The sequence below is a fragment of the Streptomyces sp. NPDC104309 genome (assembly GCF_055584025.1).
In genome coordinates this window covers 428347-451318 of record NZ_JBVJMV010000004.1, presented here as the reverse complement: position 1 = coordinate 451318, position 22972 = coordinate 428347, and the positions used below count along the sequence as shown (strand labels likewise).

Here is a 22972-nt window from a genome sequence, read left to right as displayed (position 1 = left end):
GGGCGAAAGACCCTGGGACGGGCTGCTCGGCACCGCCGAACGGCCCATTCCGTTATGAATCCGATATCAGCCCGATGATGCGGCCCCGGGCGAGTCGCCGCATCTCCTCGGCGGTCACCACGCGCTCCTGGTCGGGGTCGTGACCCAGTCTGGCCCGGATTCCGGCGAGGACCTGGTCCGGCTGTTCGGCGGGCTCGAACGTGTCCAGGCAGATCACGAAGACATGGCCGAAGCGGCACTCGTACGCGGCGTGCGCGGCCCGCAGCGCGAGATGGGCGGAGTGCGGCGCGGTGTCGTGCAGTCCGGGGGAGACCTCGGTGGCGAGCGCCTCGGCGAGATCCTCGGGGGACAGGTCGTAGCCCGCCTCGTCGGCGGCGGCGAGCAACGCGTCGATGTCGGGGTACGGGCGGTGGGCGGCCAGCCGCTGCGCCCAGCGGCGGCTTCCGCAGCACTCCAGCAGCGCGGCCTCGGCCGCGGCGGGCGGCGCGGTGTTGAAGTGGTCGAGGCCGGGGTCGCGGGCCCCGGTCCGGGCCGGTCCGGAGTCGCGCGGCGCCGGTTCCTGGACGGGTACGGCCGTCCGGGTGGCCGGTCGGCGCAGTCGCTTCGGGAGGCCGGCGTGGGACTCGCTGGACCTGGACAGCGTGGGCTCCTCGAATCAACGACATTTGTGAACCTGGGTGGGGCGGGACGGGTGAGACCAGGCGGATACAGGGTGAAGGGAGAGATGGATGTGCCTCAAAACTAGCGAGGCCGGGCAACGGTCGTCCGACGGATGCGCGAACTTCACCCGGACGAGAGAATTCCGGAACGCTTGAGGGACGGTCTCCCGAGGAGGACGCCCGGCTGTCTCGCTGCTTCTGCCCTGTTTCCCACCAATACCGGAGGTTTCTTACCGATGTCGCCCTCACGCGGCACTCTCGTGGCCGGCGTGGCCCTCACCGCGGCGGCCGCCGCGACGATCGCCGTCGTCGTCTGGCCGGAAGGTTCCGGCGACGGCCTCGCGGGGCAGTCGGGGGCCCGTACCCCCTCCGGCTCCCCGGCCGCCCCCTCGCCGACCCGGAGCTACCCGCTCTCGACACCGCCCCGCACCATCCCCGCCGTGCGCGAGCACATCGCCGCCCGCGGCCCCGGCTGGCGGCCCGGCCCGGCCGCCGGGGTCGTCATCGCCGATGGCAGCGGAACGCTCGCGGACGAGGGGCAGCTGCTCGCCCAGGAGCTGAAGATCCACTACCGGGGCCGCGTCGCCGCCCGCGCCGGCGACGTGGAGCTGGCCCTCACCCCGGGCCGGGGCACCCCCGAGTCGTACACCCTGAGGACCCATGACGGACGGGTCACGATCAGCGGACCCGACCAGGCCGGTGTCTTCTACGGGACGCGCACCCTGAAACAGTCGGTGCGCGCCGACGGCGCCATGCCCGAGGGCGAGGTGCGCGACCGCCCCGACCGGCCGCAGCGCGGCCTCAACCTCGACATCGCGCGCAAGTACTACAGCGTCGCCTGGATCGAGGACCGGCTCCGCGAGATGGCCGACCTCAAGCTCAACCAGTTCGGCCTGCACTTCTCCGACGACCAGGCGTTCCGCATCCAGTCCGACACCCACCCCGAAGTGGTGTCGCCGGAGCATCTGACCAAGGCGGAGGTGCGGCAGATCCTGGCGCTCGCGGACCGGCTGCACATCCAGGTCGTCCCCGAGATCGACTCCCCGGGCCATCTGGGCGCGGTGCTGCGGGCCCACCCCGACCTCCAGCTGCGCAATGTCTCGGGCGTGCGCTCGCCCGGATCGCTCGACATCTCGAACCCGGGGGCGGCGAAGCTCGTCGACGAGCTCCTCGGCGAGTTCACCGAGCTGTTCGGCGGCCGGTACTGGCACCTCGGCGCCGACGAGTACCTCGCTCTCATGGCACGGGACCCGGCCGCCTCGTACCCGCAGCTGCAACGCGCCGCCCAGCAGAAGTACGGACCGCAGGCCGGCATCAAGGACCTCGCCACCGGCTGGCTCAACGACCGCGCGGCGGTGGTGCGCCCGCGCGGCAAGCAGCCCAAGGCGTGGAACGACGGCTTCTTCCGCGACGGCGTCGTCCACGCCGACAAGGACATCGAGGTCGAGTACTGGACGGGCAAGGAGTACGGAGCCCGGCCGCCGGAGGAGTATCTGAGCGAGGGACGACGGGTGGTCAACCTCAACGACGAGTTCCTCTATTACGTACTCGGCCAGCCCAACAACTTCGTCTATCCCACGGGCAAGCGGATCTACGAGCAGTGGACCCCGCTCGTCCTGCGCGGCACCCAGCCGGTCCCGGCGCGTTACTCCGGTCAGATCCTCGGCGGCCGGTTCGCGGTCTGGGGGGACCTCCCGCAGGCGCAGACCGCGGCGCAGGTGGCGCAGGGCATCCGGCTGCCGCTGCGGGCGACGGCCCAGAAGCTGTGGGACCCGGGCAAGCCGGCGCTGAGCTGGGATCAGTTCCGGGCGCTGGCCGCGCGGATCGACGGGACGGGCTGAGCGGGGCAGGCCGAGCCGGGTAGGCCGCATTACCTGTGGACAGCGTGATGGGCCGGGGATACGTTCGCATGCCGCGCGCCCTGGGGGAGGGGCGCGCGTTTCCTGCGCCCGAACCAAGAGTCCTGGGGGGTTCCACCGTCATGCTGTGTTCCACCTGCCGTCTCAGACCGCCGGTCACCGAGGACGGGCACTGTCTGCTCTGTGCCGGGCCGCCCCCGGTGTCGTCGGCCCCGATGCCGCCGATCCCGGCCTTCGTCGCCCCGCAGCAGTACCTGCGCTCGCCGGAGGGGCTCGCGAAGGCCGTCGTCATTCTGCTGGCCGCCGTCGCCGCGGCGGATCTGTTCGCCGTGGCGGCGGGGCTGAATGTCCGCCGGGTGCTCGGGGAAGGGCTGGACAACGGCTTCGCCGCGTACGACGACGCGGAGGCGGACCTCGCGGACAACCTGTACGCGGCCGCGGGCCTGCTGCAGGTCCTCACGACCGTGGCCACCGCGGTCGTCTTCATCATCTGGTTCCGCCGGGTGCGGCTCAACGCCGAGGTGTTCGACCCGAGCGCGCAGCCGATGGGGGCCGGCTGGGCCGTCGGCGCCTGGTTCGTCCCGTTCGGCAACCTGGTGCTCCCGCGCCGGATCGCGGGCGGCATCTGGACCGCGAGTGCGCAGACCAACCCCGACGGCAGTTGGCGCACGGTCCCGGCCACCGTGATGAACCTGTGGTGGGGTGCGTGGGTCTGCTCGCTGGTCGCCTCCCGGTACACGTCCCAGCAGTACTGGAAGGCCGAGGAGCCGCAGGAGATCATGGACGCGGCGGGTCTGCTGATGGCGACCGACGCCCTCGACCTCGTGGCCGCGGTGTTCGCCGTTCTCTTCGTGCGCAAGCTGACCCGGATGCAGGGGGAGCGGGCGGCCCTCGGCGTGTATCCGCTCACCGTGCGGCCCGCGCCGGGTCCCGTCCACTGACGTCAGCCGGGGGGCGTGCCCGTCGAGTGACGCTATTCGGCCTTTCGTAGTGACGATTTTGAGCCAGTTGGCGCTGAACGCGGTAACAGGAAGCGCCGCGTCCCCGTGCGTGCACGCACGGGGAGTGCCGACGGGAGACGCCGATGAGCCTGCTGGAACTGATCGCCTCCGCCGATGAGCGGGGGCTCGCCACGAGCGCGGTCGCCTGCCTCGACCGCTGTCTGCCGCAGCCCGCCGACGGGGCCGATCCGGATCCGCTGCGTCCGCTCTGGGCGGGCTGCGCGGACGGCTCGGTGTGGCCGGAACGCCTGGCGGAGGCCCGCGCGGCGCTGGACGCCGCGGCCGATGCGGAAGGGGCGGCACCGCAGATCCGCAAGCTGTTGGGTGACGCGCCCGTGGACCGGGCTGCGCCGGGGCTGCGGGAGTGGGCGGACGCCTGTTCGCTGCTGGCCCTGGAGGTCCACCTCGGACACGACGCGACGCCGTCCGCCGGGGCGCGGACGGTGCGGGACTGCCGCGAGGGCGATGCGCAGGCGGCCGGTCCGTTGCTGGCCGGGGAGGTGTGGCGGCAGACCCGGATCCTGGAACTGCTGACGGAGACCGCCGGCACGGCGGGGGCAGGCGCCGGACTGCGCCAGGCGCTCGACACATCGACGGAGGGGCAGCGGGTGCTGCGGGCGGCGGTCTCGCGCCGGGCACGCGGGCGGGGGTAGGCGGCGGGGCCGTCCGGCGGCCGTGCGCCGCGCAGGAGCCGGGGCCGACCCCGACCCGGTCGAACTGGCCGACGGAGGAACGGTGCTGGGCGTTACGTCCTGTGGGGTGGCCGGACATGCAGCGCCGGAAGAGGACCGGACTCCACTGAATCCAGTCCTCTTCTCTCTCCAAGCGCTGACCTGGTCATGGCCCTTCAGCCGCTCTGGGGAGGCGTGAGCTTGTCGAGATCGAGGCTGATCTCGAAGGGCACCAGGCGGTGAAGGGAACCCCGGAAGATACCGGCGGGCGCGTATGCACCCGTTGGTTCGTCGAGCTCGTACACGTGGACGGCGGGTGTACCGTCCTCGTCCTCGATGCACCAGTAGTGCGCAATGCCCGCCTCTGCGTATTTGCGGAGCTTGACCGTGCGGTCGCGGTGGGCGGACTCGGGTGAGACAACCTCTACGACGAGCTTCACGTCGCCAGGGGCGTACCAGGTGCGGTCGGGGTCGTAGGGGAGGGTCGTCAGCAGGAGGTCCGGCTCGGGTCGGTTTCGGGCGTCGAGGCGGATCGTCATTTCACGCTCGACCTCCACGCCGGCCGGCGCCTGCGCCATCAGCGTGGTGGTCAGAGCGGTAATCAGACGGCCGTGCCAGGACCGCTGGGGCGACATCATGAATACGAGGGCTCCGTCAATCAGCTCGGTGTGGCGCGGTGCCTCGGGGAGGTGATCCAGGTCCTCCGCGAACCAGCCTTCCGCGCGGGGCGGGCGCATCCAGTCGGGCAGTGCGGTCATGCCCTTACGGTAACGGCTGCGGTTGCAGCGCGCCGGGAGCTTCCCGGCGCCTCGGATCAAGGCATCGGCATGGCCGCCGGCGATCGCTACGGCACGGGGATGAGACCTCCGTCCAGAGCGTCGTGACGGATGCGTCGCGTCAGAGCGATCTGGTCTTGCAACAGGCGCTCGTATGCGTCGAGCCGCTTCATCGTTTCGGCGATCGCTTGCTGGGTCGCGAGGTCGGGCAGCAGCACGGGCAGTTCACCGAGCACATCGAGGGAAATGGTCCTCATCTTCATGCTTCCCGTGGAGTGGGTTTCCAGCCACGCGCGTGCCTCTGCACCACGCAGGTAGGCGGCGAAGTAGTCGGCGTCGAGCTCAGCGGGGGGCCGCAGCAGGAAGCATCCTGTGCCACACACCCATCCCTGCTGTTCTTCGCGGACGACAGCCGCTCGTCCCAGCTCTCCGCGGCGTGCCAGGACGACATCACCGGCGCGAAAGCGGAAGCGCTCCAGCCTTTCCGCGTGGTGCGCGCTGATGCGCCGGATGGTCGCCGTGCTGAAGCCGCTTCCCGTCAGGTCCCTGGGCATCACGACGGGGACGCCGCCGGATTCGACGTAGTCGTCGGCGCGGATCAGACTGCCTGAAGGGCCTGCGAGCAGCAGGATCCGGTCCGTGGGTGCCCCTGCTGCGGCACCTTTCACAAGGTGCCGGAGCGGTATCCGAGTGGCTGCGGGTTCGCCGCGTGCTGCCCGCTCGCTCCGGTCGAAGCTCCTGCAGAGGGGGGCTGTCGCGCCGGCTGTCGATTCGGCCCGCTCGGCCAGCTCGTGGAGCAGGCCGCGGGTGTCCAGCGCTGCGGTGTGTCGCTTCCGGACGGGGGCTACGTGCAGCCGGGGATCAAGAGAGCAGTTGTCGTCCTCCAGGATCTCGTCGTATGAGACCGAGCAGGAGAACCCGGGTTCGTCGGGGGTGGCGCGGGGAGACCTCAGCCAGGTGTGGAACCGGTTGCTGATGCGGTCCGTGTCCGCGGGGAGGAGTTCACGTGTGCCGCGCGGAGTCTGCGTTCCGAGTCGGCTCGCATCGATGACGAGGATGGATCCGGTTTCTCCGGCGGGGAGGTGGTGCGACGCGTCACGGGCGAGCAGCCAGATGTGCACGGGAACGGTCGTGTGGGAGAACAGATCGGCCGACAGTGCAACGACGGCGAGAAGCGTGCCTGCTGCCAGCATCCTCTTGCGAATCTTCGCCTGGCTGCCGCGCGCGGAGGCAGCGCCCGACGGCATGACCATGGCGGCCATCCCCTTGTCGCTGAGTCGGGTCCACGCAAGTTGGAGCCAGGCGAAGTTCGCGTTCGACTCGGGAGGCGGCCCGAAGGGCCAGTCGAGGTGGTTCAGTCCCTGGACGCGCTGGTTGAACGGCGGGTTGCTCAGCACGAATTCGGCCATGCCGTCGCCCAGGCTCCGGAAGAGCGTCCCGGGGTCCGAGGCTCGCACCACAGGGCGTTCGATCCCGTGCAGGGCCAGGTTCAGCATGGCCAAGTCGGGATTTCGGTGATCCATGGCATAGCCCTCGAGCGAGCCGCCGCCGAGGTGTCCTTGCTGTGCGATGTACTGCGCGGCGGCGGCGAGCATCCCTCCGCTGCCGCAGGCTGGATCGAGCACACGATCGCCGGGCTGCGGGGACAGGGTTTCCGTGAGTAGTCGCGTGATCGTACGCGGTGTGTAGAACTCGCCCGTCTGGGCGGCGCTTTCCGAGACGTACCGCTCCAGAAGCAGATCGCCGACCTCCTTGAGGCCGGCCTCGGCGGCCTCGGGGGGCTGCTGGAGCGCGGTGAGGAAGGCCGCCGTCCAGGGGAGATCGTCGGCCTCGCCCGTATCACCGAACGCGTTCTCCGGGATCCAGGGACTGAGTGCGGGGAACTGCTCGTGTCTTGAGGCGAGCAAGAACGCGCCTTGCAGGTCCCGCAGCGGTGGATACCCGGTTCCGGCTTCCGAGACCGCCCTTGACCACCGTTTGGAAAGTTCCTCGCCCGGGTCGTTCACAGAGTCGACGAAGCGCGCGAGCACCAGGACCGCGAGCATCGCGGTGAGGTCGCGGTCCGTGTTCCGGCCCCGCTGAAAGGGTGCGTACGCGCGCCATAGCCGGTCGACGATCTCTGCGGCGGGGCCGTTCGCATCCGTGTTCTCCACTGAGGGCTCCTTGCTCGGGCGGTTGTGATCGGCTTGCGGCATGCCGGATCGGCTGGGACTAATGCGCAGCATGACTGCGCATATTGCAATCTGCGTTTCCGGTGTCTGCTTGGCTGGGAAGTGTCACCAAACTAGCAGCGCGCGTGATGCCGTTGCGGGATGCCGGTGCCGCCTTGTGGCACCCGGGCGTCTCTGCGCAGCGCCACTGCGCAGAAATTCGATAGAGTACCCGCTGCTTGAGAGAGCGGGAGTTGGATCGCGGTGTGCGTGGGCGCCGCAGAGGGGGAGCCGGAGAGTGACCCACATCACTCGTTGCGGGTGTGGGGCTTTGCCGCGCAGGAGTTTCGGCTGAGCCGGGCGGTCAAGGGGGATCCGCTCGGCGAGGGTGGTCGAGGCGGTGCGGGCCGGTGTCGACTGCTCGCGATGCGGCGCCTCGGCTCTCCGCGACCGCGCACGGTATGGCGCGGTCCGGGTGCGGCAACCACCGCCTGCTGCTTCGAGAAGTGTGGTGCTGAGCGACTCGCCGGATTGGCACGGCCGGTGAATCGGCTGGTGTCCGGGGGCCTGGCGGGGCATCCAGTGCGGCAAGTGCTGGGCTGCAAGGGGCCGGGGACTCGGATAGGGGGTGGCGCGGTGCATCGGCCTGGGGAAGACCGGATGAATGCTTGGGCGCGTTGGTCACGGGTTGGTCATGACAGGCTCCCGCGCCTTCGGGTAATGCCTGGTCAGAGGCATAAAAGGCATGAGGACGACCGGGGCCGCCACCCCCCACAGGAGAGGCCCCGGTCGTCTTCCGCGGGGCCGTAGGACGACCCCGTACTCTTCTCAGCGCCGTCGCTGCGTTTTCTGTCACACCGCACCGCGTCCGAAGGACGTTGCGGGTTGTACAAGTCGTGGACGTGGCCCCCGCGAAGGACGTAGCGTGCGGAGTCGCGCAGGGTGGCGCGGCAGTGATGACCAGCTGCGATTCGGGACAGCAGGGCGGGTTGAGGGAGTGCTGGGGGACGACGCGGATCTCACTGCCGCGGTGCTCGCGGCACAGGACGGGGACGAAGACGCCTTCCGTACTGTGTACCGCGCTGTGCAGCCGCGGCTGCTGGGCTACATAAGGACACTGGTGGGGGATCCGGACGCCGAGGACGTGGCGTCCGAGTCGTGGCTGCAGATAGCGCGCGACCTCGACCGGTTCAGCGGCGACGCCGACCGCTTCCGCGGCTGGGCGGCGCGGATAGCCCGTAACCGCGCCCTGGACCACCTGCGGATGCGCGGCAGGCGTCCCGCGACGGGCGGCGACGAGTCCGAACTGGCCGAGAGGCCGGCCGAGTCCGACACCGCCGACGAGGCGATGGAGGCCCTGGCCACCGGCCGCACGATGTCGCTCATAGCCCAGTTGCCGCAGGACCAGGCCGAGGCCGTGGTGCTGCGGGTGGTCGTCGGTCTGGACGCGAAGAGCGCGGCCCGGACCCTGGGCAAGCGGCCGGGGGCGGTACGCACCGCGGCGCACCGGGGCCTCAAGCGGCTGGCCGAGCTGCTGCGCACGGACGGGGCGGACGACGCCGACGGCCGCCCCGGCGGGGTCGGCGAAGGTGCCGACGACGGTGCGGGCGTCGCCGGGGACCGTGCGCCCGCGGGCGATCCGGCGGATCGATCCGCCACCGACACAAGCGCGGGGGCCAGGGCGGCGGAACTTGGCGCCGTGCCCGCCCCGCGCCCCGCACCCAATGGTCCGGCGGCGCCGGCCGGTGTGACGCATTCGCGTCCGTGGACGCAGAAGGACATGTGATGGCCGACGAGAGGTACGAATGGCTTGACAAGGGCGCGGCGGAGAAATTGCTCCGCGGTGAACCGGTCGATCCCGTCGTCGGCAACGCGTGTACGGAGGCGGAGAGGCTCGCGGCAGCGCTGGGCGCCGCCGCACGGGCCGCCCGCCCGGCCACCGGTGAACTGCCGGGCGAGGCCTCGGCGCTGGCCGCCTTCCGCGCCGCGGCACGTTCCGCGCACGCGCGGACGGGAGCCGCGAACCCACGGGTGAAGGGGTACGCCGAGCGGACGGGCGAGCCGGGGCGGACCGACGTACTCGAACCGGTGCGCATCCGGCCCGCCTCCGGCGGCACGGCACCGGGTACCTCCTCCTCGGCCGCGCGCCCCGTCCGTAACCGCTCCCTGCGCTGGAGCCGCCCCGTCCGCTTCGGTCTGGTCGCCTCCTTCGCGGGCTGCGCTCTCGGCGGGGTGGCCGTGGCCGCGGGCACCGGGATGCTCCCCGGACCGTTCGGCCGGCACGCCCCCCTGCCGGCGACCTCCGTCTCGGCCGCGGCGACGCCGAAGGAGCTCGGCTCGGGGCCCACCACCGACGAGAGCCGGCCCGGACGGCCGCCCGCCTCCCCGGAGGCGGAGCACTCCGCGCCTCCGGGGCGTCCCCCCGCCCCCACCGGCGACCGGGACAACGGCAGGGCCGGCAAGGGTGAGGACCGCAGGGGCGGCGACGGCAGCGGGAAGTCCGACGGCACCGGCGGCGGATCCTCGAACAGCTCCGAGAACGGCAAGCAGTCCGAGGGGTGGGGGAACGGCTCCTCGGGCACCTGGTACGCCACGGCGCTCAAGGCCTGCCGCGACTACCGCAACGGCAACCTGGACGAGGACCGCAAGCGGTATCTCGAAGCGCTGGCGAAGGGCGCCCGCAATCTGGACCGGTTCTGCGACCGCGTGATCGCCAGGGACACCAAGGGCCAGAACAGCTCCGGAAACGGAAACGGCAACGGCAGCAACAACGGCAACGGCAGCAACAACGGAAACGGCAACGGCGACAGCGACGAGCAGGGCGAGGCCGGTGACGCGAAAGGGGACGGGGGCGGATGGAACTCCATCAGGCTCCCGGTGATCCGGTTCACGACCGCCCCGTCGCCGTCGCCCTCCCCTTCGGACCCGGTCGCCCCGCCGGCAGCCGACGACGGCACCGGTTCGCCCGGCTGAGAGCCCGCGCGCGGGTCCTCGTCACGCCGCCCACCACCGGGTGTGACGTTTTTCGAGGCCATGACGCAGTACAGATTGAGCCGACTGGTCATCGGCAGCGCACAGAGCCGGGGTTCCCCCCGTACCTACGGCTCAGCGCATCGGCGCGGGCGGGACACGTTCCCCCGGTCCCGTCCGCGCCTCCTTCACACCGGTCCGGCGGTCCGCGGGAGGACTCCTTCCGGTCGGGCTATCCGTGGACGACGACCTTGTCGCCCGTTTTCACCTGGGCGAAGAGCGAGGCGATCTTTCCCTCGTCCCGGACGTTGACGCAGCCGTGCGAGGCACCGCTGTAGCCGCGGGCCGCGAGGTCCGCCGAGTAGTGGACCGCCTGGCCGCCGCTGAAGAACATCGCGTACGGCATGGCCGTGTGATAGAGCGTCGAGACGTGGTGCCGTGACTTCCAGTAGACGGAGAAAGTGCCCTCGCGGGTCGGTGTGTACTGGGACCCGAAGCGGACGTCCATCGACGAGACGACGTGTCCGTCGATCATCCACGACAGCGTCCGGCTGTTCTTGCTGATGCAGAGCACCCGGCCCGTCATGCACCGCTTGTCCGGCTTGGCGACGGGCACGGTGGTCGGCGGATTCAGCTCGGCGGCCGTCGGCTCGTGCGTCATGCCGAGCAGCTTCTGCCAGGTGAGGGTGTCCGTCCGGCCCGTGCGGGAGAGGCCGCGCCTGCCCTGGAAGGACCGGACGGCGGCGGCCGTGAGCGTGCCGTAGTAGCCGGTGGGGGAGCGGTCGAAGTGGCCGATCTGCCGCAGCCGGGCCTGGAGCTCTCGCACCTGCTCGCCCTGGGAGCCGCTCGCCATCAGCGTCGTGCCCTGTGGGTCCGGCGTGGGGGTGGGTGTCGTGTCGGCCGCCCGCGGGGACGGTGACGACGCGTCCGGCGAGGGCGACTGCCGCGCGGCGGGCTTGGCGTCGTCGGTCGCCGTCGCCCGGGGCGGGGACGAGGGGGCCGCCGACGCGCCGTCGGCGGGCCGCGCCTCGCAGCCGGCGGTCGCGGCGGTCGCGGTGGTCATGGCGAGAACGGCGAGCCCCACCATGGCCGTGGTCCCCGCCCGAGTCCGGTTCCTGGCCCGGGTCCTGCCCGGTGTCCCGTTCCGTGACGTGCGTGCGGTGGTGCTGCGTATCATCTCGGCCCCCTGATCGTCCGGGTCTCTCCGGTGTCCCCTTGGACGGATTCCCGCTCTGCCCGGTTGCCAAAGCCCGCGCATGATGGGAGAGCGGCGGCGCGGACCGTGGGGCAGGGCTGTGAGCAAGGTCCCAGCCCATGACCCTCCACCGGTCTAGCGCCCGCCGCTACAGTCCGTCGCGGGAATCCTTGGTTACCGGCAAGTAGCTTTATTGGGCAGCTTCAGCGGGAGGCACAGCAGATGACGCGCGAGTCGGAGTCGGGACTGCCCATCGAGCCGGTGTACGGGCCGGACGCACTCGACGGGTGGAACCCCGACGACAAGCTGGGAGAGCCGGGTGCCTACCCCTTCACGCGCGGCGTCTACCCGACGATGTACACCGGCCGGCCGTGGACGATGCGCCAGTACGCCGGGTTCGGCACGGCCACGGAATCCAACGCCCGCTACAAGCAGCTGATCGCCAACGGCACGATGGGCCTCTCCGTCGCCTTCGACCTGCCCACCCAGATGGGCTACGACTCCGACGCGCCGATCGCGTCCGGCGAGGTCGGCAAGGTCGGGGTCGCGATCGACTCGATCGACGACATGCGGGTCCTGTTCGGCGGCATTCCGCTGGACAAGGTCTCCACGTCCATGACGATCAACGCCCCGGCCGCGCTGCTCCTCCTGCTCTACCAGCTGGTCGGCGAGGAGCAGGGCGTCCCGGCCGGGAAGCTCACCGGCACCATCCAGAACGATGTGCTCAAGGAGTACATCGCGCGCGGCACCTACATCTTTCCGCCGGGGCCCTCGCTCCGGCTGATCGCCGACATCTTCAAGTACTGCCGGGCCGAGATCCCCAGGTGGAACACCATCTCGATCTCCGGCTACCACATGGCGGAGGCCGGTGCCTCGCCCGCGCAGGAGATCGCGTTCACTCTCGCCGACGGCATCGAGTACGTCCGTACCGCCGTCGCCGCCGGTATGGACGTCGACGACTTCGCTCCCCGTCTCTCGTTCTTCTTCGTCGCCCGCACGACGATCCTCGAAGAGGTCGCCAAGTTCCGTGCCGCACGCCGGATCTGGGCGCGGGTGATGAAGGAGGAGTTCGGCGCGAAGAACCCCAAGTCCCTGATGCTGCGCTTCCACACCCAGACCGCGGGCGTCCAGCTCACCGCCCAGCAGCCCGAGGTCAACCTGGTGCGCGTGGCCGTCCAGGGACTGGCCGCGGTCCTCGGCGGTACGCAGTCGCTGCACACCAACTCCTTCGACGAGGCGATCGCCCTCCCGACCGACAAGTCCGCCCGGCTCGCCCTGCGCACCCAGCAGGTCCTGGCGTACGAGACGGACGTCACCGCGACCGTCGACCCGTTCGCGGGTTCGTACGTGGTCGAGTCGATGACGGACGCCGTCGAGGCCGAGGCCAGGGCCCTGATGCTCAAGGTCGAGGACCTGGGCGGCGCGGTCCACGCGATCGAGCGCGGCTTCCAGAAGAACGAGATCGAGCGCAGCGCGTACCGCATCGCCCTGGAGACCGACAGCGCGGAGCGCGTGGTGGTCGGTGTCAACCGCTTCCAGCTCGACGAGGAGGAGCCGTACGAGCCCCTGCGCGTCGACCCGGCGATCGAGGCGCAGCAGGCGGCCCGACTGGCAAGGCTCCGCGCCGAACGCGACCAGGGCGCGGTGGACACGGCGCTGGCGGAGCTGCGGAAGGCGGCCGAGGGCGCGGACAACGTCCTGTACCCGATGAAGGCCGCGCTCAAGGCACGGGCGACGGTGGGCGAGGTCTGCGACGCGCTGCGGGGGGTGTGGGGGACGTATGAGCCGTCGGACGTGTTCTGAGGTGCTGTGTACCCGTGGGGGTGATCTCTCGCCGCATGTCCCTGGCCACGGATGAGCGCGTGAACAGTGGTCCCCGAAAGGACGGAATGTCGTACCCACGTGCGACACTCCGTTTCATGCTGGGTGTGACCGATCTTCCGACCTATCTCGCCGGCCTGGTGCTGATCGTCCTTCTGCCGGGGCCCAATTCGCTGTACGTGCTGTCGGTCGCCGCCCGGCGCGGAGTGCGGACCGGCTATGTGGCCGCGGCCGGGGTGTGGACCGGGGACACCGTGCTGATGACCTTGTCCGCGCTGGGGGCCTCGTCGCTGTTGCGGACCACCCCGGTGCTGTTCGCCGTCGTCAAGTTCGCGGGTGCGGGCTATCTGACCTGGCTGGCGATCGGCATGCTGCGGGCCGCGGTGGCCATGTGGCGCGAGCGGCACCGGCGGATGGCCGAGCTGACCGAGGAGAGCGCCGGGGCCGAGACCGCCGAGGCGATGGAGCGGCCCTACCGGCGGGCGCTGGTGGTCAGCCTCTTCAACCCGAAGGCGATCCTGTTCCTGATCTCGTTCTTCGTGCAGTTCGTCGACCCCGGCTACGCCTACCCGGCGCTGTCCTTTCTGGTGCTGGGCACGCTGCTGCAGATCGCCAGCTTCCTCTATCTGTCGATGCTGATATTCGGCGGCACCCGGCTGTCCGCCGCGTTCCGCCGCCGCAAGCGGCTGTCGGCGGGGGCCACTTCGGCGGCCGGCCTGCTGTTCCTGGGGTTCGCGGCGAAGCTGTCGCTCAGCAGCGTGTGACCGGGGCGAGGCCGAGCGGGGACAGATACTCCGCCATCCCCGAGGCGTCCTCGCCCGCCCAGCCGATGTAGCCGTCGGGGCGGACCAGGAACAGACCCTTTCCGTACGTTTCGCAGGCATCGGTCCGGTGCACGCGGACCAGATCGTCGTCGAACGCCGGCAGTGCGGTGTCCGTGCCGACGGCCAGCAGCGTGAAGTGGGGACCGCGGAAGACGTCGAAGAGGCGCCGCCCCCCTGCCGTCGGCCCGTCCGGGGCGCGGTCGCCGGAGTGCAGCGCGCCGGCCCGGCCCACCGACAGCGGGCCCCCGCGGTAGCCGAGGCCCAACTGCTGGACCGCCGCGCCGCGTTCCTGCTCGCCCCGGTGGATGCGGGTGGACAGACCGAGCATGTCGGCGGCGATCGGGCGGCGCTCCTCCTCGTAACTGCCGAGGAGGGCGGGGGCCGCCCCGTGCCGCAGCACCTGGCCGAGCTTCCAGCCCAGGTTGTACGCGTCCTGGACGCTGGTGTTCAACCCCTGGCCGCCCGCGGGGGAGTGCACATGCGCGGCGTCGCCCGCCAGGAAGACCCGGCCGTCGCGGAAGCGGTCCGCCAGCGCGGCGCGCGGCCGGAAGTCGGAGGACCAGCGGACCTCGGTGAGGTCCCGCGCCGTCAGATGGGTACGGGCGGCGACCAGCGCACGCACCCCCTCCGGGGACGTGTCGGGCTCGCCCTCCTTGAACTGGGCGACCAGCTGGAAGTCCGCCGTGCCGGGCAGCGGGCAGAGGGTGAGGAAGCCCTCCTCGCCGCTCATCACATGCCAGTTGAGCCGGTCCAGCGCGCCCTCGGCCACGCGCACGTCGGCGACCAGCATCGGAGCCGGGTCCACGGACTCACCCGTCATCGCGATCCCCAGCGCGCGCCGGACCGTGCTGCGTCCGCCGTCGGCCGCGACCAGGTAGGAGGCCCGGACCGGCCCCGTCGTCAGGCGGGCCGTGACGCCGTCCGCGTCCTGGTCGAGCCCGGTCAGCGCGGTGCCGAAGGCGACGTCCCCGCCCAGCTCGCGCAGCCGGGCGAGCAGGATCTCCTGGGTGCGCCACTGCGGCATGATCCATGGCGCACCGTACGGCTCGGCCTCCGTCGGGTCCGCACGGCGGAACATGTCGTGCTCCTGCTGCCGCCGCCCGTCCTGCCAGATCAGGCCGACCGGGGCCGGGCCGCCGTGCTGGCGGATCGCGTCGCCGACCCCGAGGTCGTCCAGCACCTCCCTGGTGCGTGGCTGGATGCCCTTGCCGCGCGAGCCGGGAAAGAGAGCGGGCGCCCGCTCGACGATCAGGGCGCGCACGCCCCGGCGGGCCAGATCGCAGCCGAGGGCCAGTCCGCAGGGGCCGGCGCCGACGATCACGACATCCGTTGCCTTAACGTCGTTAAGTTCCATGGCGCGGAGTGTGTGCTTAACGCTGTTAAATTGTCAAGGTGGGAACAACGAAGATCGACCGGGCGCGCGTGGCCGACACCGGGCTGCGGCTGCTGAACGAGGTGGGCCTCGACGGGCTCTCGCTGCGTGCCATCGCCAGGGAGCTCGACGTCAAGGCGCCCGCGCTCTACTGGCACTTCAAGGACAAGCAGGCACTCCTCGACGAGATGGCCACGGTGATGTACCGCCGGATGCTCGACGAGGACCTGCCGGAGCCGGCCCCGGAGCGCTGGCAGGACCAGCTCGTCGCGTACAACGGCGCCCTGCGCGCCGCCCTGCTGCGCTACCGCGACGGGGCGAAGGTCTACAGCGGCGCGAAGTTCACCGGCACCGATCACGCCGACAGCCTCGAAAACCATCTGCGCACCATGGTCGACGCGGGTTTCGAGCTCTGGCAGGCCGTCCGGGCGGCCACCACCGCCTACGCGTACACCATGGGCTTCGTCACCGAGGAGCAGGGCGTCCAGCCGATGCCGGACGAGCGGCGGGAGGGCTTCGACGTCGGCCGGCGTGCGGAACGGATGGCCCGGTACCCGCTCGCCGCCGCGGCCGGTGCCGAGATCTTCACCCGCTACGACGAACGCTTCGAGGACGGCCTGTGGCTGATCGTCGCGGGCATCGAGGCGCGGTACGGGGTGCGCTGAAAGGGCTCGTACCAGCGGGGTCGGTGCGCAGTTTCCCGTTCCGACAGGGCGAGTTCATCCGGTGTCCGTACGGCTTTCCTAGCGTGTCGTGGAACCGAACACGCGCGCCGAGCATCCGCCCCGCTCCGACGGGGCGGCGCACACCCCGGGCGCGCTCCGGTGACCGCACACCCGGATACGCCCCCTCCCCCCACGGGCACCAGACGCTTGGAGCGCCATGAGAGAAGCCCGCACCCGTTGGCCACGGCAACGTGACGCGGCCCCGCCCGAGGGCGTCACGTCGCAGTTCGCCGCCGTCACCCCGACCGACCTGGACGTGTGTCTGCGTGCCTGCGCCGCGCACAGCGCCAAGCTGGTGGCGGGACTCGACCGGCGGCGCACGGCGCTCGCGGAGGCACTGCGGCACCTGCTGGCCGTGCACGCCGCGGCACAGCCCACGCCGCCCGCGCCCGCCGCGTCCCCGATCTCGCTGATCCGGCGCCCCGGGAAGACCGGGACGGGCACCGCCGCGGCCCTCGTGGACGAGCTGCTCGACCCGCTGCTCGCGGTCGGCAACAAGGCGCTGGACTGCGGCTACGAGGACGAGTTGAAGCTCGCCGTCCTCATCGGGGACACCGTGCTGACCCAGCGCAGGCGTTCGCGGGCCGGCTGGCGACTGCGGGCCCGGACGCTGGAGGCGATGGGCGCGGAGGCCGCCGCCATCGAGGCGTACGAGCGCTACCTCGAATTCACCGACGACGACGGCTTCGGCGTCGCGGCCAAGGTCGTCGGCCTGCGGCTGGGCGAGGACCGCCGGTACGAGCTGCTGCGCGGGCTGGAGCGCGACTGCCCCGAGGCCGCGGCGTTCGCCGTCCGGCCCGTCACCGAGTCCTGGGCCGAGGGTCTCGCGCTCCAGGCGAGCGGCGACTGGGACGGGGCGCGCCCCCGGCTGATCGGCGCCCTGCTCGCACAGGAGCAGGGCGGCGCCCCGGTGACCGAGCTCCAGGACGCCACGTCCCAGTACCTCGACCTGGCCATGGAGGCGGCCGGGACGGACCCGGACGCCGTGGCCGAACTCGCCGGACTCGTCGCGCTCTACGCCGAGCAGCGCAGAAGCCGCATGCGGGGCCCGGTCGAGGACCCCACCTTCGGCGGCGTCGAATGGACCACGGTCGGCGAGTTCCGCAACCGGATAGCCGGCAAGTCGATCTGTCTCATAGCCAACTCCCAGCGCGTCGGCGGCAGTTCGATGGGTGCCGAGATCGACGGCTACGACCTGGTCGTCCGCTTCAACTCGTACCGGATCGACCCGGCGGCGACCGGACGGCGCACCGACATCCACGCCACCATCCACAAGCACGGCTTCAACTGGGACCAGAAGGTGCACACCCGGCTGGTCTTCGGCGGGGTCTCCGGCGACTGGAAGCACTCCCTGCGCAACCGCCTCGTCCCGGGCGCCCAGCAGTACCTGGGCGACGAGTCGCTGCGCTGGCCGCTGCGGGACATCGGGCGCGTCGGCGCCGACGTCTGGCCCGCCATCCCCACCACCGGTTTCAACATGCTGTGGCTCCTCGACCACCTCGACGTCAGCAGCCGGATCGACCTGATCGGCTTCGACTTCTACGAGAGCGGCGCCTACCGGCTGCCCGGTGCGATGCGGATGCCCATCACGTCCGTGCACGAGTACACCAGCGAGAAGGCCTGGGTCATGGAACGCGCCCAGAGCGTCACCGACATGAGGATCCGACTGCGATGACGACGCCCGCCACGCCCCTTCCCGGCACGGAACTCCCCGTGTCGCCCGCCCCCGCGAACGCGCTCACCGGCAAGCGCCGGGTCGCCTTCGCGAGCTTCGTCGACGAGAACTACCTGCCCGGGTTCCTCGCCCTGCTGCGCAGCCTCGCACTCTCCAACCCGAACGTCTGCGAGGACTTCCTCGTCCTGCACGACGGACTGCGCCCCGCCTCCGTCGCGCAGATCCGGGCGCTGCACCCGCGCGTGGACTTCCGCCGGGTCGACGCCACGCACTACGACTCGTACGCCAAGGGCGATCAGGACAACTACCTGGTGCGCAAGGCCTACTTCATCCTCGACATCTTCCGGGTGCGCGACTACGACACCGTCATCACCCTGGACACCGACATGGTGGTCCTCGGCGATCTCGGTGAGCTGCTGAAGCTGCGCGACGGACTGGCCGCGGTGCCGCAGTTCTTCTACGGGCAGCACAAGCTCAACAGCGGACTGCTGGTCATCCAGCGCGAGTATCTGAGCGACACGTTCTGCGCGAAGATCGACGAGGTCGGACGGGCCGGTACGTACGAGCTCGACAAGCACGACCAGGGCATCCTCAACGCCGTGCTCGACGGTGACTTCGTGCAGCTCGACGCCTGCTACAACTTCGTCAAGCGGCGGCTCTCCGGCGACCTGCCGGTCCCCGAATCGACCGCGATCCTGCACTTCACCGGGCGGCACAAGCCCTGGCAGGGCGGCGAGTCCGGGTATCGCGAGGCCGAGGACCGCTGGCGCGAATTCGAGCTCTCCGACGCCGAGTTCCACTCCGCGTACCTGGCGCTGCCCGGCGCCAAGCACCACGACCTGCTGGTCCACTACGGCACCCCGCACGTGCGGCGCACCGGCTCACCGGAGGCCGCCCGCAAGGTCGCCGCCGCCCACATCGCGGCCGGCGAGTACCAGGAGGCGGCCGAGCTGCTGGGCGGGGTCCGGATACCCGTCGACGAGGCCTGGCCGCACGAGGTGCTCGGCCACGCCCTGATGAGCGTCTCCCGCTACGAGGAGGCCCGGGTCCGGCTCCTGCTCGCCACCGCGGCGCCCAACCGGGCCGCGACCGCCTTCGGGCGCCTCGCCCAGATCGCCTGGATCCACGGTGACGACAACGCGGCGGCCGAGTACGCCCTGAAGGGCCTCGGCGTCGACCCGACGCACCGCGCGAACCGACTGATGCACCAGCGCGCCACGGACGCGCCCGCACCCGTGGAGGGCCCCGCCTCCGGCCAACTCGCCCATGTCGCCTTCTACATGGACCGGCAGGGCAACGCCGGGGACAAGCTGCTGCCCGAGAGCGTACGGCTGGCCTTCGGCCGGGACACCGGCCCGCGGCGCTGGCACTCGATCCACGCCCACCGGCTCTTCGACGAGGCCGCGCTGGAGCGGGTCAACGAGCGCCGCGGACTGGTCATCGGCGGCGGCGGCCTCTTCATCCCGGACACCGCGCCGAACGGCAACAGCGGCTGGCAGTGGAACGTCCCGGACGAGCTGCTCGACCGGATCGACGTGCCCGTCATGGTGTACGCGGTCGGCTTCAACGCCTTCGACGGCCAGGCCTACGGCCACGGCCGGGACCGGTTCCTCGCCTCGCTGCGCAAGCTGGTGGAGCGCGCCTCGTTCTTCGGGCTGCGCAACCACGGCTCCATCGAGAAGGTCCGGCAGCTGCTGCCCGCCTCGCTCCACGACAAGGTGCGCTTCCAGCCCTGCCCGACGACGGTGACCAGACAACTGGTGGACGGCTGGACGGACCCGGAGCGGCGCGAGGACACCGTGCTGGTCAATGCCGCGTACGACCGGTCCGGGCTCCGCTTCGGCCATGACTACGGGCACTTCCTGGGCGAGATGGCCACCGCGGTGCGGGCGCTCGGCGAGCGGGCCGAGGTGAAGTGCGCCGCCCACTCGCTGGACGACGAGCGGATCGCCTTCGACCTGCGGCGCGAGCACGGGATCGCGCTGCCGGTGATCCCGATGTACGACTTCGACAACGACGCGATCCGGGACACCTACGCCCGTACGAAGCTGGTCATCGGGATGCGCGGACACGCGGGCATGATCCCGTTCGGCTGCGGTACGCCGATCATCAGCCTGATCTCGCACCCGAAGATGGCGTACTTCCTCGCCGACATCGAGCGCCCGCAGTGGGGGATCTCGGTCCACGACCGGCACCTCGGGGCCCGGCTCGCCGAGCGTGCGGCCGGACTGCTGGACGACCACGCCGCGACCGTCGCCGATGTGCACGGCCGGCAGCGGGAGCTGTGGAAGGTCACCGAGGCGAACGCGGCCGATCTGCGGGTGATCCGGGGCGGCGTGCGCGACTGACGTCCGGACGCGGGAAGCCCGAGGGCGCCGGACGGGATCGGCACGAACCCGTCCGGCGGCCGGGGACGGCCGGGGTCTCTCCGTTCGGATCACGCCGGGCCGGGGTCTCCGTTCGGATCACGCCGGGTCGGGGTCTCCGTTCGGATCACGCCGGGTCGGGGTCTCTCCGTTCGGATCACGCCGGGCTCGCGTGCCCCGGTGTCGCGCCTCGGCGCGTCGGCGTTGGTCGCCATGGCGCTTTCCCTGAGCTCTCGGCTCCGTTCGAGCAGGGGAGACCCCGTCGGCGTCCCTCCTCCGCCTTGCGATCCACGGCACCGGACCCCGCTCCCCGATCCGGCCTGATCCGAACGAAGGACCCCGGGCGTCCGGCGCCTACTGCCGCACCACGCGCCGCCGCACCGACCGCGCCACCCTGCGCACCACCGCGTTGCGCGGCAGGAACGCGAGCTGCGCCGGCACCGCCCCCGGCAGCGCCAGCGAGGTGAGCCGCTTGCGCTTGAAGTACCGCCAGGTCGTCGCGTCCAGGTGCGCGGACAGATACCGTTCGGCGGCCGGCCGCAGCCCCGGGTGGATCTTCGGCTGCATCGCGAACCCGACCGCGGTGACCAGCCCGGTCAGATCCGCCAGGTCGGCCGGGTCGGCCGCGGCCCCCGCCCGCTCGACGGCCGCCCGGTCCGTCACCTCCGGCACCAGCGCGTCGACGAGCGTGACCGGGACGCGGTTGCTGTTCTCGTACGGGGCGAGCCGGTCCAGCAGCATCCCGGTGCCGACCCGGGCCACCGGCAGCCCGTAGAACGCCGACGCGGTGAGCAGCGCGGTCGAGAAGCAGCCGACGACCAGCGCGGGCCGCATCCGCTGATAGAGCACCTCGGCGAGGACCGGGGCGGTGAGCACCCCCGCGTCCAGCACCGTCAGCTCGGCGCCGAGCTTCTCGGCCTCCGCGCCCATCGCGCGCGACCACTGCGCCGGGGCCGTGGGGTGCGGTTTGAAGACGACGCGGGTGTGGCCGAGGGCCACCGCGCCGCGCATCATCCGCAGATGCAGGTCCTCCTCCTCGGCCGCGCTGATCAGGCCGAGCGCGGAGAGGTACTGGCCGAGCAGCAGGGCGGGGGCCTCCACGGAGGGCACAGCCTCCTGGATCCCCGGCGCGTCCGCGAGCTCACCGAGCACCTTGAGGAACGCCTCGGTCGGCACGATCTGCGGCAGCACCCCGAACTCCGTGAGCAGCAACGGCTTCAGGCCGGGCACCAGGTCGAGATGGAGCAGCCGGCGCACCCGCGTACCGACCAGGGGGTCGATCTTGTTGCGGGTGGGGCCGTAGCTCATCAGCCCGTCCGCGTAGACGTCGACCGGTGCGCCGGTGAAGATCTGGGTCACGGCCATCGCGGGGTTGACCTGGATCGACTCGACCGCCAGCTCGATGTCATCGTCGCCCAGCCCCCAGGCCAGGCGCAGGTGCCGCTCCCACAGGGGTACGTCGTCGGGGCGCGGCGCCCAGCCGCCGGGGTGGAAGGGCGCGATCGTCGCGTTCCACGACACCACGTCGTCGAAACGGCCGCGCAGCGCGTCGAACCCGGGCATCGCGTCGACGGCGGGTGTCGTCTCCGGAACGGCCGCGTTGTTCGAGACGAGCAGGATGCGGCGGTCCGCCTCCGGGAAGCAGCCGGCGTCGAGGGCGGCTGCGAGCGTGGCGGTGCCGTAGAGGGTGGACGCGAAGAAGATCTGCGTGGTGCGGGACCGGGCGCCGTTCACGCGGCGGCCACCTCCTTGGCACCCGTGGCGGCGGGACGGCGCCGCAGCCGGCGCAGCAGCGAGGCGCGCTGCACGTCCATCGAGTCGAGGGCCTCGTCGAGCACCCGCTGCGGCATGCGCCGCAGGGCGGCTCCACTCATCGACTTCAGTGTGCGGGCCACCGCGGGTTCGAACCTTTCGATCGAGCTCATGTGGTGAGAAATGATCGCGCAATAGGTACGGACCGCTTTCGGCAGCAGCGCCTGTGCGTCGCGGTCCTCGGCCGTTTCCCGAATGACCTGGTCGAACGAGCGAATGAAATCGAGCTGGCGCACGTCACCGATCTGGGTGAGCGAAGAGGCGACCCCGCGCCGGTAAAAGATTCCGAGAAGTCCGAGCACCGCAAAAGAATCGGCCTCGCGGTGCAGCCGCCAGATCCACGGGCGGTCCTCCGCGGTGCGCAGACCGTCCGTGAAATGCAGCAGTCCGCGGTCCAGGAGACGCCGGTGGTACAGCCCGGCCCAGGCGTACGGATAGTCGACCGAGGTGGACCGCTCGGCGGGCAGGATCGCGTCCCGCGGGTCCAGGACCTCGCCGCGCCTGCCGTGCGGGACGCGGTGCACCGTACGGTTGCGGCCCTCGACCTGGACATGGTCGGTACGGACGAAATCGCAGCCCAGCGCCTCCGTCCGGGTCAGGATGTCGGCGTAGTACCCGGGCGCCAGCCAGTCGTCGCCGTCGAGGAAGGTGACGTACTCGCCGCGCGCCGCGTCCAGACCGGTGTTGCGGGCGGTGGCCAGTCCGCCGTTCTGCTCATGTCTGCGTACGACCACCCCCGGAATCTCGTCCTCGGCGCGGCGCAGTATGTCCGCGGTCCCGTCGGTCGAACAGTCGTCGACGAGGATGAATTCGAAGTCCTCGCGGGCGTTGGCCCGCAGGCTTCTCAAGGTGTCGGGGGCGTATGTCTGCACGTTGTAGAACGGCACGATGACCGAGAGCTTAACCACCCGTCTCACGCTAGGCGGGAGCCCGTCATTTGCCCTGGCCCCAGGAGGGACACCGGGTGAACGGCGAATGTCAGAATGATGAACCTGACTGATTCGTGGGCGATTGCGTCCCCTTTGTGAAGGCGATTCGCCAAGCGTCGGCGGGCTGTTAACCAGCTGTTGCCGTCACGTTGGGCCGCGAATCGAAA

General features: G+C 71.2%; 17 protein-coding genes. 10 read left to right on the top strand and 7 right to left on the bottom strand.

Going from position 1 to position 22972, the window contains the following annotated elements:
* Positions 1-52 precede the first annotated feature (52 nt).
* Positions 53-598 carry a 2-oxo-4-hydroxy-4-carboxy-5-ureidoimidazoline decarboxylase gene (locus ACZ68L_RS08370; RefSeq protein WP_469575306.1) on the bottom strand — a complete coding sequence of 182 codons (546 nt, stop codon included), beginning with the start codon at positions 596-598 and terminating at the stop codon, positions 53-55.
* A 297-nt stretch (positions 599-895) separates the two neighbouring features.
* Here ACZ68L_RS08370 and ACZ68L_RS08365 point away from each other — a divergent pair, with 297 nt between their 5' ends.
* The 3 genes from ACZ68L_RS08365 (at position 896) to ACZ68L_RS08355 (ending at position 4172) form a co-directional block, all read left to right on the top strand.
* Positions 896-2500 carry a beta-N-acetylhexosaminidase gene (locus ACZ68L_RS08365; RefSeq protein ID WP_469575216.1) on the top strand — a complete coding sequence of 535 codons (1605 nt, stop codon included), beginning with the start codon at positions 896-898 and terminating at the stop codon, positions 2498-2500.
* 233 nt (positions 2501-2733) lie between these two features.
* On the top strand, positions 2734-3459 hold the full coding sequence (locus ACZ68L_RS08360) for a DUF4328 domain-containing protein (protein WP_469575214.1): 726 nt from the start codon (positions 2734-2736) through the stop codon (positions 3457-3459).
* Positions 3460-3602: 143 nt separating this feature from the next.
* Positions 3603-4172, top strand: coding sequence for a hypothetical protein (locus tag ACZ68L_RS08355; protein ID WP_469575212.1), 570 nt, complete (start codon positions 3603-3605; stop codon positions 4170-4172).
* 194 nt (positions 4173-4366) lie between these two features.
* On the opposite strand, the gene ACZ68L_RS08350 is transcribed toward ACZ68L_RS08355, so the two are convergent.
* Together ACZ68L_RS08350 and ACZ68L_RS08345 are read right to left on the bottom strand one after the other, a co-directional pair.
* Positions 4367-4948 (bottom strand): Uma2 family endonuclease, encoded by a 582-nt coding sequence (locus ACZ68L_RS08350; protein ID WP_469575210.1) that lies wholly within the window; start codon positions 4946-4948, stop codon positions 4367-4369.
* 86 nt (positions 4949-5034) lie between these two features.
* Positions 5035-7119, bottom strand: a complete 2085-nt coding sequence (locus ACZ68L_RS08345) for a type I restriction-modification system subunit M/S (RefSeq protein WP_469575208.1) — start codon at positions 7117-7119, stop codon at positions 5035-5037.
* Between the two features lie 994 nt (positions 7120-8113).
* Here ACZ68L_RS08345 and ACZ68L_RS08340 point away from each other — a divergent pair.
* Both ACZ68L_RS08340 and ACZ68L_RS08335 read left to right on the top strand, forming a co-directional pair.
* Entirely contained in the window at positions 8114-8902 is a 789-nt protein-coding gene (locus tag ACZ68L_RS08340; RefSeq protein ID WP_469575304.1) for an RNA polymerase sigma factor, read from the top strand.
* A complete protein-coding gene (locus ACZ68L_RS08335; RefSeq protein ID WP_469575206.1) occupies positions 8902-10089 on the top strand; it encodes a hypothetical protein in 1188 nt (395 codons plus the stop codon). Before ACZ68L_RS08340 ends, ACZ68L_RS08335 begins: the two co-directional genes overlap by 1 nt.
* A 229-nt stretch (positions 10090-10318) precedes the next feature.
* Here the strand turns inward: ACZ68L_RS08335 and ACZ68L_RS08330 are convergent, their stop codons facing one another.
* Positions 10319-11173, bottom strand: a complete 855-nt coding sequence (locus tag ACZ68L_RS08330) for a L,D-transpeptidase family protein (protein ID WP_469575203.1) — start codon at positions 11171-11173, stop codon at positions 10319-10321.
* Between the two features lie 330 nt (positions 11174-11503).
* Here ACZ68L_RS08330 and ACZ68L_RS08325 point away from each other — a divergent pair, with 330 nt between their 5' ends.
* Positions 11504-13084, top strand: a complete 1581-nt coding sequence (locus ACZ68L_RS08325) for an acyl-CoA mutase large subunit family protein (protein WP_469575200.1) — start codon at positions 11504-11506, stop codon at positions 13082-13084.
* Between the two features lie 116 nt (positions 13085-13200).
* Positions 13201-13866, top strand: a complete 666-nt coding sequence (gene leuE, locus ACZ68L_RS08320; protein ID WP_469575197.1) for a leucine efflux protein LeuE — start codon at positions 13201-13203, stop codon at positions 13864-13866.
* Here leuE and ACZ68L_RS08315 read toward each other — a convergent pair.
* Positions 13853-15280, bottom strand: coding sequence for an FAD-dependent monooxygenase (locus ACZ68L_RS08315; protein ID WP_469575195.1), 1428 nt, complete (start codon positions 15278-15280; stop codon positions 13853-13855). The genes leuE and ACZ68L_RS08315 overlap by 14 nt on opposite strands.
* A gap of 38 nt (positions 15281-15318) precedes the next feature.
* Between ACZ68L_RS08315 and ACZ68L_RS08310 the strand changes: the two genes are divergently transcribed.
* The 3 genes from ACZ68L_RS08310 to ACZ68L_RS08300 all read left to right on the top strand — a co-directional run bounded on the left by ACZ68L_RS08310 (position 15319) and on the right by ACZ68L_RS08300 (position 20046).
* On the top strand, positions 15319-15963 hold the full coding sequence (locus ACZ68L_RS08310; RefSeq protein WP_469575193.1) for a TetR/AcrR family transcriptional regulator C-terminal domain-containing protein: 645 nt from the start codon (positions 15319-15321) through the stop codon (positions 15961-15963).
* 217 nt (positions 15964-16180) lie between these two features.
* Complete coding sequence (locus ACZ68L_RS08305; RefSeq protein ID WP_469575191.1) at positions 16181-17698, top strand: glycosyltransferase family 29 protein; 1518 nt, start codon at positions 16181-16183, stop codon at positions 17696-17698.
* Positions 17695-20046, top strand: coding sequence for a glycosyltransferase (locus ACZ68L_RS08300; protein ID WP_469575188.1), 2352 nt, complete (start codon positions 17695-17697; stop codon positions 20044-20046). Before ACZ68L_RS08305 ends, ACZ68L_RS08300 begins: the two co-directional genes overlap by 4 nt.
* A gap of 372 nt (positions 20047-20418) precedes the next feature.
* Here the strand turns inward: ACZ68L_RS08300 and ACZ68L_RS08295 are convergent, their stop codons facing one another.
* A complete protein-coding gene (locus tag ACZ68L_RS08295; RefSeq protein ID WP_469575186.1) occupies positions 20419-21798 on the bottom strand; it encodes a polysialyltransferase family glycosyltransferase in 1380 nt (459 codons plus the stop codon).
* On the bottom strand, positions 21795-22784 hold the full coding sequence (locus ACZ68L_RS08290; RefSeq protein WP_469575183.1) for a glycosyltransferase family 2 protein: 990 nt from the start codon (positions 22782-22784) through the stop codon (positions 21795-21797). Before ACZ68L_RS08290 ends, ACZ68L_RS08295 begins: the two co-directional genes overlap by 4 nt.
* Positions 22785-22972 lie beyond the last annotated feature (188 nt).